Annotated in this window: 9 protein-coding genes and 1 pseudogene; 4 read left to right on the plus strand and 6 right to left on the minus strand. The window is 73.4% G+C overall.

The window, feature by feature from the left end; translation table 11 throughout:
• Positions 1 to 61: 61 nt before the first annotated feature.
• From AB0D01_RS39000 to AB0D01_RS39015, 4 genes are all read right to left on the minus strand, one after another.
• Positions 62 to 2,146, minus strand: coding sequence for an iron ABC transporter permease (locus AB0D01_RS39000; RefSeq protein ID WP_363064043.1), 2,085 nt, complete (start codon positions 2,144 to 2,146; stop codon positions 62 to 64).
• A gap of 4 nt (positions 2,147 to 2,150) precedes the next feature.
• Complete coding sequence (locus tag AB0D01_RS39005) at positions 2,151 to 3,137, minus strand: iron-siderophore ABC transporter substrate-binding protein (RefSeq protein WP_363064045.1); 987 nt, start codon at positions 3,135 to 3,137, stop codon at positions 2,151 to 2,153.
• Positions 3,134 to 3,994, minus strand: coding sequence for an ABC transporter ATP-binding protein (locus AB0D01_RS39010; RefSeq protein ID WP_363064047.1), 861 nt, complete (start codon positions 3,992 to 3,994; stop codon positions 3,134 to 3,136). The genes AB0D01_RS39005 and AB0D01_RS39010 overlap by 4 nt, the downstream gene beginning before the upstream one ends.
• Before the next feature lie 128 nt (positions 3,995 to 4,122).
• Positions 4,123 to 4,935: a DUF4253 domain-containing protein gene (locus tag AB0D01_RS39015; protein WP_363064049.1), complete on the minus strand. Its 813-nt coding sequence runs from the start codon at positions 4,933 to 4,935 to the stop codon at positions 4,123 to 4,125.
• 175 nt (positions 4,936 to 5,110) lie between these two features.
• Between AB0D01_RS39015 and AB0D01_RS39020 the strand changes: the two genes are divergently transcribed.
• On the plus strand, positions 5,111 to 5,584 hold the full coding sequence (locus tag AB0D01_RS39020; RefSeq protein ID WP_363064051.1) for a hypothetical protein: 474 nt from the start codon (positions 5,111 to 5,113) through the stop codon (positions 5,582 to 5,584).
• 28 nt (positions 5,585 to 5,612) lie between these two features.
• Here the strand turns inward: AB0D01_RS39020 and AB0D01_RS39025 are convergent, their stop codons facing one another.
• Together AB0D01_RS39025 and AB0D01_RS39030 are read right to left on the minus strand one after the other, a co-directional pair.
• Positions 5,613 to 6,269, minus strand: coding sequence for a CPCC family cysteine-rich protein (locus AB0D01_RS39025; protein WP_363064053.1), 657 nt, complete (start codon positions 6,267 to 6,269; stop codon positions 5,613 to 5,615).
• 39 nt (positions 6,270 to 6,308) lie between these two features.
• Positions 6,309 to 7,448: a type II CAAX endopeptidase family protein gene (locus AB0D01_RS39030; protein WP_363064055.1), complete on the minus strand. Its 1,140-nt coding sequence runs from the start codon at positions 7,446 to 7,448 to the stop codon at positions 6,309 to 6,311.
• Positions 7,449 to 7,765: 317 nt separating this feature from the next.
• Between AB0D01_RS39030 and AB0D01_RS39035 the strand changes: the two genes are divergently transcribed.
• From AB0D01_RS39035 to AB0D01_RS39045, 3 genes and pseudogenes are all read left to right on the plus strand, one after another.
• Positions 7,766 to 8,767, plus strand: coding sequence for a phospholipase (locus AB0D01_RS39035; RefSeq protein WP_363064057.1), 1,002 nt, complete (start codon positions 7,766 to 7,768; stop codon positions 8,765 to 8,767).
• Positions 8,768 to 8,879: 112 nt separating this feature from the next.
• A complete protein-coding gene (locus AB0D01_RS39040; protein WP_363064059.1) occupies positions 8,880 to 9,848 on the plus strand; it encodes an AraC family transcriptional regulator in 969 nt (322 codons plus the stop codon).
• A gap of 115 nt (positions 9,849 to 9,963) precedes the next feature.
• Positions 9,964 to 10,337 (plus strand): annotated as a pseudogene (locus AB0D01_RS39045) (dioxygenase); the annotation flags it as partial.

Raw genomic sequence — 10,337 nt, forward strand, 5'->3', positions numbered from 1 at the left:
GGCGGCCCGTACGGAAGATCCGTACGGGCCGCCTTCGCGCGGTGGCCGAAAACCCGACGGCCTACGGGCGGCCCTGGTCGCGGCCTCGGCTGCGGACCAGCAGGTAGAGGAAGTACGGCGTGCCGATCAGGGCCGTCATCACTCCGGCGCCGATCTGGGTCGGGGCGATCACGGTCCGCCCGACCAGGTCCGCGACGCAGACGAGGACGGCGCCGAGCAGCACCGCGACCGGGACCACCCTGACGTGCCTGCGGCCCACCAGGGCCCGGGCGGCGTGCGGGGCGACGAGGCCGACGAAGCCGATCGTGCCTGCGGCGGCCACCGCGGTGGCGCTGAGCAGGACGGCGAGCAGCAGGAAGGCCAGGCGGCCGCGCGCCGGGTCCAGGCCGAGGAGCCGGGGGGTGTCCTCGTCGAGGGAGACGAGGTCGAGGTCGGCGCGTCGTCGGACGGCGAGGAGCAGACCGAGGACGAGCACCGCGGCGAGCGGTACCACGTCGGGGAAGCCGCGCCCGTACGTGGAGCCCGACAGCCAGGTCAGCGCCTTGGTGGCGTTGAACGGGTCGGTGAGGATGATCAGCATGCTGATCAGGGCGGCCGAGCCGGTGGCCACGCCGAAGCCGACGAGGACGAGCCGGTTCTGCCGGAACCCGCCCCGTGCGGCGAGGCCGAAGACGATGGCGCCGCTGACGGCGGCGCCCGCGAAGGCGGCGCCCGCCAGGCCCCACGAGCCGACCGTGGGAACGGTGGTCACGAGGAGTACGGCGCCCAGTGCCGCGCCGCCGGAGACGCCCAGGACGCCCGGTTCCGCGAGGGGGTTGCGGGTGGCGGCCTGGACGAGGGTTCCGGCCAGGGCCAGGGCGGCGCCCGCGAGGAGCGCGGCGAGCACGCGGGGTACCCGGGTGTCGAGCACGAAGGTGATGGTCCGGCCGGCGTTGCCCTGGGCCCAGTTGACGACGTCGCCGAGGAGCAGCTTGCTGTCGCCCAGCAGGACGCCCGCCACGGTGACGGCGACGAGGGCGACGACCAGGGCGCCCGTGGTGGCGAGGAAGGCCGTACGGCTCCTGATGCGCAGCCGCTCGGTGTCGGTGGTTCCGGCGGTGTCCCGGGTCTTGGTCGCCATGACGATCAGGAAGACGGCGCCGACGAGGCTGGTGACGACTCCGGTGGGGACGGCGACGGCCACGTCGGCGGGGACGACGGCGCGCAGCAGCACGTCCGAGCCGAGGACCAGCGCGGCGCCCACGAGCGCCGTGGCCGGGAGCGCGCCGCGCGTCTTGGTGTAGGCGCGGAAGCGGCGGGCGAGCGGCCGGACGAGCGCGGGGGCGCACAGGCCGACGAAGCCGATGGGTCCGGCGAGGGTGACGGCGGCGGTGGACAGCAGGGAGGCGAGTACGACGACGGTGACGCGGGTGGCGCGGACCGGGACGCCGAGTCCGCGGGCGGCGTCGTCGCCGAGGGCCAGGGCGTCGATCCGGCGGGCGACGAGGAGCAGCCCGACGAGGCCGACGAGGGCGATCGGCAGCACCTGGAGGATGCCGTCGAAGCCGTTCTGGGAGATGCTGCCCTGGTTCCAGTGGTAGATGCCGGTGGTCTCCTGCGGGAAGAGCAGGAGCATCCCCTCGGTGGCGGCGGTGAGGCCCAGGGTGAGGGCGCTGCCGGCGAGGACGAGTCGTACGGTGCCGGCGCCGAGGCCGGACAGGCCGAGGACGACGGCCGCCGCGGCGAGTCCGCCGAGGAAGGCGATGCCGGAGGAGGCGAACAGCGGCAGCGAGATCCCGGTGACGGCGGTGAGGCCGAGCGCCAGGTAGGCGCCGGAGTTCACCGCGAGGGTGTCCGGGGAGGCGATGACGTTGCGGGTGACGGCCTGCAGGGCGGCGCCGGCCATGCCGAGCACGGCGCCGACGAGCAGTCCGGCGGCGGCCCTCGGGAGCCGGGAGGCGATGACGACGGAGGTGTCGCCGGCGTCTCCCCGGCCGGTGAGGGCCTTCCAGACCTCGGGGGCGCCGGCGTGGGCGGTGCCCTGGGTGAGGTCGGCGACGGCGAGGGCCGTGACGAGCAGGCACAGGACGGCCGTCACCACGGCTGCGCCGGTCCGGGACGTGGCCGCCGACGGACGGGTGGCGGGGGTGAGTGTGGTGACGGCCATGCTGTTACTTCGTCAGCGCGGCGACGACGGCGTCGATGTACTTGCCCATCGACTCGGGGCCGCCGAACATCCAGATGCCGTCGGGGATGCGGTGCACGTTGTTGTTCTGGACGAAGGGCAGCGAGGTCCACACCTTGTCCTGGGCCAGCTGGCCGCTGAAGGGGTTGCTGTCCTTGTCGGTGTCGTTGCCGATGTAGGCGAACTCGACGTCGCCGAGCTTGGTGAGGCCCTCGACGTCGGTGGTGCCCAGGCCGTAGGCCGGGTCGCCCTCGACGGTCCAGGCGTTCTTCAGGCCGAGCTTCTCGTTGACGCCGCCGATCAGCGAACCGCTGGTGTAGGGGCGGATCGAGACCTGGTTGGAGACGACGTAGCCGTCGGCGAAGGCGTAGGGCCGGCCGGCCAGGCCCTTGTCGGCGAGCGCCTTCTTGCCCTCGGCGATCTTCGCCTCGAAGGCCTTCTTGAGGGTGTCGGCCTTGGCGGTGGTGCCGGTGGCCTGGGCCAGGAGGTCCAGGTTCTTGTTCATCTGGCCGATCGGGTCCGCGGCGTCCGCGGCCTTCAGGTTGATGACGGGCGCGACCTTCTTCAGCTGGTCGACCGCGGCGGCCGGGAGGTCGGTGGTGGCCACGATGAGGTCGGGCTTGACGGCCGCGATGGCGTCCATGCTCGGCTCGCCGCGGGTGCCGACGTCCTTGGGCTCGTTCTTGAGCGGAACGGCGGTGTCCCAGGCCTTGTAGCCCTTGACGTCGGAGACGGCGGCGGGGTCGACGCCCAGCGAGACGAGGCTCTCGACGACGTTCCACTCGGTGGCGACGATCGTCTTGGCCGGGCCGTCGAGCTCGACCTTGGTACCGGTGCCGTCGGTGAGGGAGATCTTCTCGGCCGCGCCCTTGGCCGTGGCCTTGTCGTCGGCGGCGGGCTCGGTGGTCCCGCAGGCGGTCAGGGTGAGGACCGCGACGGTGGCGGTCGTCGCGGTGAGGAGGAGCCTTCTCATGAGGTGGTACTGAGCCTTTCGCTTCGCGTGTGGTGTCGGCCGATGGCGCGGGTGCGCAGCAGGCCGGTCAGGGGGTCGGCGTCCACTTCGATGCGGATGCCGTAGGCGTCGGTGAGCCGGTCGCCGGTGAGGACCTCCTCGGGGAGGCCCTCGGCGATGACCCGGCCGGCGCGGAGGAGGACGATCCGGTCCGCGACGGCCGCGGCCTGGTCGAGGTCGTGCAGGACGGCGCCGACGGCGATGCCGTGGTCGTCCGCCAGGTCGCGTACGAGGTCGAGGAGTTCGACCTGGTAGCGCAGGTCCAGGTAGGTGGTGGGTTCGTCGAGGAGGAGCACGCCGGTCTCCTGGGCGAGGCAGCCGGCCAGCCAGACGCGCTGGAGCTGTCCGCCCGAGAGGTGCTCGGCTCCGCGGTCCGCGAACTCCGCGACGCCGGTGAGGGCGAGCGCGCGGTCCACGGCGGCGGTGCCGTCCGGGTCGGCCTTGCCCCAGCGACCGCGGTAGGGGTAGCGGCCGAACTCCACGAGGTCCCGTACGCTCAGGCCGCTGGGGGTGGGTCGGCCCTGGGTCAACAGGGCCACGCGGCGGGAGAACTCACGGGGCGACAGGGCGAGGCCGTCGGTGTCGGCGTCGATGACGAGTTTCGCGGTCCGGGGTCGCTGGAGCCGCGAGACGGTGCGCAGCAGCGTCGACTTCCCGCTGCCGTTGGGGCCGACCAGTACGGTGACCTCTCCGGGCCGCAGCACCAGTGACGCGTCGTGGACCACGTCGACGCCGTCGTACGCCACGGTCACTTCCGTGGCCGACAGTTCATGCCCGCGGGGGCGTCCTGCTGCTGATCTCTCTTCACCGGCTTGCACGACACGAAGGTTAGCCTAACCTAAGCGTTAGGCCAAGAGGGGGATCTCGAACCCTGACAAGTCCAATTCCCGCCAACCTGGGGCACGCCCGTCCGGGTCCGTCCCGCGGGCCCGGACGTACGTCGGGATCAGTCCCACCAGAAGTCCCAGCGGTGTGCTCCGACGATCCGTTCGGCGTACGCGGCCAGTGTGTACGGCCGGTCGCCCTGCCAGATGTTGTCCGGGCACAGGGCGAAATGCTCGGCCGCGACCAGGAGGGCGTCCCGCTCGCCCGTCGGCGGCGCGGCGACGCTGAGGTGCAGCGTGTCGAAGCCCGCGGCGACGACACGCGCTCCGAACCGGACCTCCCAGTCGCGCAGGACCGCCGAGACCCGCCCGGTGTCGTTCTCGTGGTTGCAGGGCCCCTGCCAACCCGCGACCGCCGGCGCCTCGGCGCCCGAGCGCGCGGCGACCAGCCCCAGACGGGTCCGCGGGTGATCGGCGAGGAAGCTCCGGGCGAGCGCGCAGGCCGTTCCCACCGGGTCGACCACCCCTTCCCGGCCGGGCGCCGGGCCGGGCCACGCCTGGCCGAAGGGCGCGGTGGTGGCCAGGCGCCGCTTGACGTCGAGGGCGTCGTCGTACGCGTCGCCCGCCGTGAGGGTCGCCCACCACGCGGCGAGGACGTCGTCGGGATCGTGGTCCGCCGGGGAGGACATCCTTTCGGGGAAGAGCTCCCCCGACCCCCACGGGCGGAACTCGTCGTCGTTCGGATCCAGCGCGTCGAGCAACAACGGCCACACGCCCGAGCGGTGGTGCTCGGCGAGGAGGCGCCCCCACAGCCCCTCGGGGGCGACACCGTCGCTCAACCACAGGGTCCGGGCGCCTCCGGCCCCTTCGTCGGAGGTGATCAGCCGCCCCGGTGGGAGGGGCACGGCCAGGGTCGACAGCAGGTCGGGATTCACCAGCGGATGGTAGCCGCGGCCTGCGACACTCGCGTGGGCCCGGGGGCCCCGGTTGCCGTGAAAGGGGTCGAGAGGGCCTCGGCGCCCGTGCGACGCTCTCGGCATGCGCCCGACAGCCGACGGAACCACACCCGCCTCGCGGTCGGCCCCGATGCCCGAAAGGATCCACGCCCCGATGTCCTCCCTGTGGCCTTCCCTCGTCGCCGTCCTCGGCACCCTCGCCGGAGCCCTGACCGCAGGCCTCCTGCAACACCGCTCGGCGCGCACCGCGCGCGCCGAGGAGCGCGCCCAGTCCCGTCGCCAGGACCGACTCGACGCCGTCACCGACTTCGCCGCCGCCCTCGACGCGCACCGCTCCGCGATGTTCCACCGGGAACGGCTCACGCTGACCTCGCCCGGCACCGAGCACGAGTTGGAGGCCCAGACGAGGACCCACGAGACCCGCGCGGCCGTCACCGCGCCCCACATACGCCTCCAGGTGCTGGTACCCGAGTTGGCCGAGTCCGCCCGGCAGGCCGCGGACGCCACCTACGCCCTGCGCAGGGCCACCGACCGGGCCGAACTCGACGCCCGCCGGCACGCGGCCAGGGAGGCGACGGGCACCTTCATCGCGGCGGCGGCCGCGCTCCTCGACGCCGACACCCCCTGACCGCACCACCGCCCCGCTCCGGGGCCGGCTACCGGTCGTAGGCGACGCCGATCCCGCGAACCGTTTCGTCGTACCTCCTCAGCTCGTCCCGCAGCGTGGTCGCGGCCGACGGCAGGCGCCGTTCCAACGCGGACCAGTGGACGAAGCGCAGGCGGTGGGGCATCACGACGAGGCCGGTGATCGCGTCCCAGAACGCGTTCCAGTTCATGCCGTGGAACGACGGGAAACCCAGCTCCCGCGTGAGGACACCGTGGAGGTCGCGCTCGGTGCGCACCGCGCCCACATCCATCACCACCTCGCGGTCCGGATCGGGCGCCGGCTCTTCGGCGGCTCCGCGGAAGGTGGGGAGCCACCAGCACAGGACCGCGGCGTCCTGCGCCGCGGACTCCTCGAAGAGGTCGGTGGCCGGGTCGATGGGGCGCCACGCCGGGTCGAGGGGCTCGTCCTCCTGCGGGGGGCGGACGAATCGCCGGCCCCGCTGGTCGCAGGCGCCGTAGGCCACGAAGTTGCGCTGGGACTCGACGAGCGACCACTGGTTGGCGCCGCCCGACCGAAACGGCCGGCGGAACTGCGCCGGGTCGTCCTCCCACGAGCAGATCGGGCAGGTGAGATGGCAGCCGGGCCACCCGTCTTCGACGTCGAAGACGAGGTGACCGCAGCAGGGGCAGGGGCGTCGCGTGTCCATCGGGCCATTCTGGTCCCTGCCGCCGGCGGCGATCGGCGGTCAGGGCGTGGGACGCGGGGTGCGGGTGGCGATCGCGTGCCGGTCGGCGAGCCGGGCGGCCAGCAGGCAGAACACGGGAGTGAACACCAGCTCGGTCACGAGGGCCTCCCACGGGGCGTCGGCGGCGGTGCTCTGGTCGGAGAGCTCCCCGAACACGCCGGCCAGCGAGAAGGCGATCAGGTTGTTGACCGTGTGGCCGGCGATGACGGCCTCCAGACCGCCGGTGCGGATGGTGAGCCAGCCCCACCAGATCGCCGAGTAGCACAACAGCAGGAACCCGGAGAGTTGTCCGTAGCCGTGCGCCAGGGAGAACAGGAGCGAGGTCACCACGACACCGGGCCAGGGCGACCGCACGAACCCGCCGAAGAGCTGGACCAGCCAGCCCCGGAAGACGAACTCCTCGGCCGCCGCCTGGAAGGGCACCAGGGCCCACAGGACGACCAGGCTCAGCCCAAGCGAGGACCAGCCGGGGAACTCGCCGGCCACCGCCTCGTCCCCCTCCTGCCACAGGCTCCACACGAACATCACGAGGTTCTGGAGGAGCATGACGGCCCCGGCCAGGGCGAGGCACCGCCCCCACCACCCCCACCTCAGCCGGCCGGTGACGGACACCAGGGTCCCCGCGGGCCGTCCGCCACACGCACGGACGGCGATCAGCACGGCCGGCGTCCACAGTCCGATGGCCACGAGCGTGACGGAGTTGTCGAGCAGCGGGTCGGCGAAGACCGCGGTGCTCCCCTCCGGCCCGAACTCCAACCCCAAGGCGGAACCCGCCACGGCGCACGCGGCGAACACGAAGAGGATCACGCCGACCATCAGCGCGAGTCCGAGGAAGAACTCCCCCACCCGCGCACCGCCACGCTGCCGCCCGTTGCGCCCCTGCTCGTGGTAGGCGGCCCCGGGCGGCGCGGGGACCGGCCCGGGCGCGGGCACCGGCGCCTCGGGCCACCGGCCGTACGGGGCGCCCCCGTACGCGCCTTGGCGGGGGAATCCGGCCTGCCCCGGGCCCGGGCCCGGCGTCGGCCACGGCGTCGGGGCCGGGCCGTCCTGCGGGTGAACGGGCTTCGGGGATTCCCGCGGCGCGAGCGCCCAGGGGTCGTGGGCGTCCTGCGGGGGGCCCGGTATCGGGTGGGACATCATCGGCTGCTTTCTCGGGTGGCACACGATCGCGGGGCGTGGTCCGTACGCCCGTCGGTCCGAGTCTGCCTCCCGTCCCGGTCCGGAGTCCGGCCAGGCCGCCGAAACCATGATCCGTCAACGGGAGTCCGGGGAACACCCTCCGTTCGGCCACGCCCCACCCCGCCGGTCGGCGGGGTCCACGACGGGACCCGAGCGGATTCCCGCCAGGTCCGGGCGCACCTCGACCGAGATCCATGCAGCGTGCACGTACCCCCGCCGGCAGGGTGGGCGCAGGGACGGACCACCCGTCCCGGACGTCGGGACGAAGGAGCACGCTCTTGCCCACTCACCTCGAACGCCCCTCCCTCGCAAGGAAGTTGCCGGCACTGCTCATCACCCTGTGCGCGCTCGTCGGCGCCGGCGCGCTCGGCGGCGCGCAGGCCTCGGCGGCAGATCAGGCGGCGGATCAGCGGCGTCCCGTCTACGCCATCGCGCACCGCGTCGACACGCTCACCGGCGTGGACGCGGCCCTGAAGCACGGCGCGAACAGCATCGAGATCGACGTCTGCGCCTGGTGGAACCCGAACGAATGGCGCGCCTGGCACGACTGCTCCTCGGCCGGTGACAACCGGCTGGGGCCCGGCTTCGACAGCATGGTCGACCGCATCCTGTCCCACGCGAACGCGGGGCGCCGCCTCGCCCTGGTCTGGCTGGACATCAAGGACCCCAACTACTGCGGCGAGCGCGAGAACCGCGGGTGCAGCGTCGCCGGACTGCGCGACAAGGCGCAGCGGCTGACGGCCGCCGGGATCCAGGTGCTCTACGGCTTCTACGAGTACCACGGCGGCGGCACGCCCGACGTCGGCGGACGCGGCTGGCAGAGCCTGGCGGGCAGGCTCGGCCCCCTGGAGGGCATCACGACGACCGGGACGCGCGACCGGGTCCAGGCCGCGTTCGACCGGTCGGGCTCCGGATTCCCCTCCGGTCGCCGGGTGATGGACTACGGGGACAGCGACATCACCAACGGGTTCGGCAACTGCGCCGAGGCCACGTACTACACGTGCGCGGAGCTGAAGAAGGGCGCCGGCGACCGCGACGCCGGGCGGCTCGCGGCCACCCTCTCGTGGACGACCACGTACAACGACCCGTGGTACGTCGACAAACTGCTCGGCGAGGGACGCGTGGACGGCATCATCGCGGGCTACGGGTCCTTCACCGGGATGCGCGAATACGACGACGCCTGGCAGTGCGCCAACGCGATCGCCCTCGTCCGGGACTGGGTGAACCGGCACGGTGCGACCCACCGCATGGCCGGCCCCGGAGACCGTTTGTTCCGCTAAGGCCGGCGGCAGGGCGGCGGGACTGCCGGACGACAGGGTGGCCGGACGACCGGACGACAGACGTCCGTGATTGGTCTGTACCTGTGAGAGGGGCAGGTCGGAGACTGCGGGGATGGACCGGCTTCGGAACACCCGCCTCCCCGACCTGCCCCTGCACCGCCTGGAGGTCCCCCTCCCCCACCTGTTGCCCTTCGCCATCGGGACCTTCGACACCATCGGCCCGCTGTCGCGCGCCTCCTTCCCCCACCGGCACACCTTCTACGAGATCGTCCACGTCACCGGCGGGAGCGGCGCGCACGTACTGGACCTCGTCCGCCGTCCGGTGGAGCCCCCGCAGTTGTGCGTGATCACCCCCGGCCAGGTCCACCACTGGGACGAGGCCGACCGACTCACCGGGCACGTGGTCCTCTTCAACGAGGACTTCCTCCTGCCCCACGCGGACGACGCCGCCGCCCTGCGGCTGCTGGCCGGCCGGCCCGGGCATCCCGCCGGCGACCAGGCCGCGCCGATCGCCGCGCTCCTGGCCGACATGGGCGAGGAGTACCGCGAGCTGCGGCCCGGGTACCAGAACGTGCTACGGGCCTGCCTGCACATCCTCATCGCCCGGGCGTCGCGGACCCTCGGCCGCACCGGCGACGCGCCGGACGCGGCCTGTGGGGAGGGCGCGGCGGGCGAAGCGACGGCCGGCGCCGCGCGCGACCGGGCCACCGAGCTGGCCTCGGCCTTCGGACGGCTGCTCTGCGAACCCGAGGGCGCGGGGCGGTCGGTGGGCTGGTACGCGCGGGAGCTCGGCGTGTCCGTCGGGCACTTCCAGACGCTCGTACGACGGGCCACGGGGCGCTCGCCCGGCAGTCTGATCCGGCAACAGCAGACGCTGGAGGCGAAGCGCCTGCTGTCCGGGACCGACATGACGGTCCGGCAGATCTCGTACGCGGCCGGCTTCTCGGACGCCGCCTACTTCTGCCGTTTCTTCCGGAGGGAGACCGGGATGTCGCCGGGCGAGTTCCGCGCCCGTACCGCCGGTCGAAATCACCACGATCCCCGGATCGAGTCCATCGCCGCGCACCAGGACGGCCCGTAGGTTGGCTGCTGGTCGCGAGCGGACCGGTGCCCGTCCGGGAGGGATGCCCGGACGGGTCCCGCCCTTCCCCCACCGCGCGCCCACACCCCCCACCCGTCCAGCCAGGAGGCCCTCGATGCCCGTGCAAGACGAGCCCACCGCACTGCCCGACCCCGCGGGAGGCGGCCGTCGCGTCAGCCGCAAGACCGTCCTGCGCGCGGCCGCCGCGCTCGGCGCCGCCCCGCTGCTGATCGGGGGGCGGGTCGCCCTCGCCCGCGAGCAGTCGGGTGCGGGCGGCGCCGGCCTCGCTCCCACCCCGGACTGCCACGACGGCGACGAGCCGACGGTGGAGCAGATGGAGGGCCCGTACTTCAAGCCCAACTCCCCGCTGAGGAACTCGCTGGTCACGAGCGGCACGCCCGGCACCCGACTCACCGTCACCGGGTACGTCTTCGGACGCGGCTGCCGCCCGATACCCGGCGTGCTGCTCGACTTCTGGCAGGCCGACCA

Source organism: Streptomyces sp. NPDC048606, from assembly GCF_040650855.1.
Taxonomy (GTDB): domain Bacteria; phylum Actinomycetota; class Actinomycetes; order Streptomycetales; family Streptomycetaceae; genus Streptomyces.

Coding starts and splice junctions, on each gene's coding strand:
- AB0D01_RS39005 (WP_363064045.1), bottom strand. CDS start 3,137: ATGAGAAGGCTCCTCCTCACCGCGACGACCGCCACCGTCGCGGTCCTC.
- AB0D01_RS39025 (WP_363064053.1), bottom strand. CDS start 6,269: ATGGACACGCGACGCCCCTGCCCCTGCTGCGGTCACCTCGTCTTCGAC.
- AB0D01_RS39000 (WP_363064043.1), bottom strand. CDS start 2,146: ATGGCCGTCACCACACTCACCCCCGCCACCCGTCCGTCGGCGGCCACG.
- AB0D01_RS39030 (WP_363064055.1), bottom strand. CDS start 7,448: ATGATGTCCCACCCGATACCGGGCCCCCCGCAGGACGCCCACGACCCC.
- AB0D01_RS39020 (WP_363064051.1), top strand. CDS start 5,111: ATGTCCTCCCTGTGGCCTTCCCTCGTCGCCGTCCTCGGCACCCTCGCC.
- AB0D01_RS39040 (WP_363064059.1), top strand. CDS start 8,880: ATGGACCGGCTTCGGAACACCCGCCTCCCCGACCTGCCCCTGCACCGC.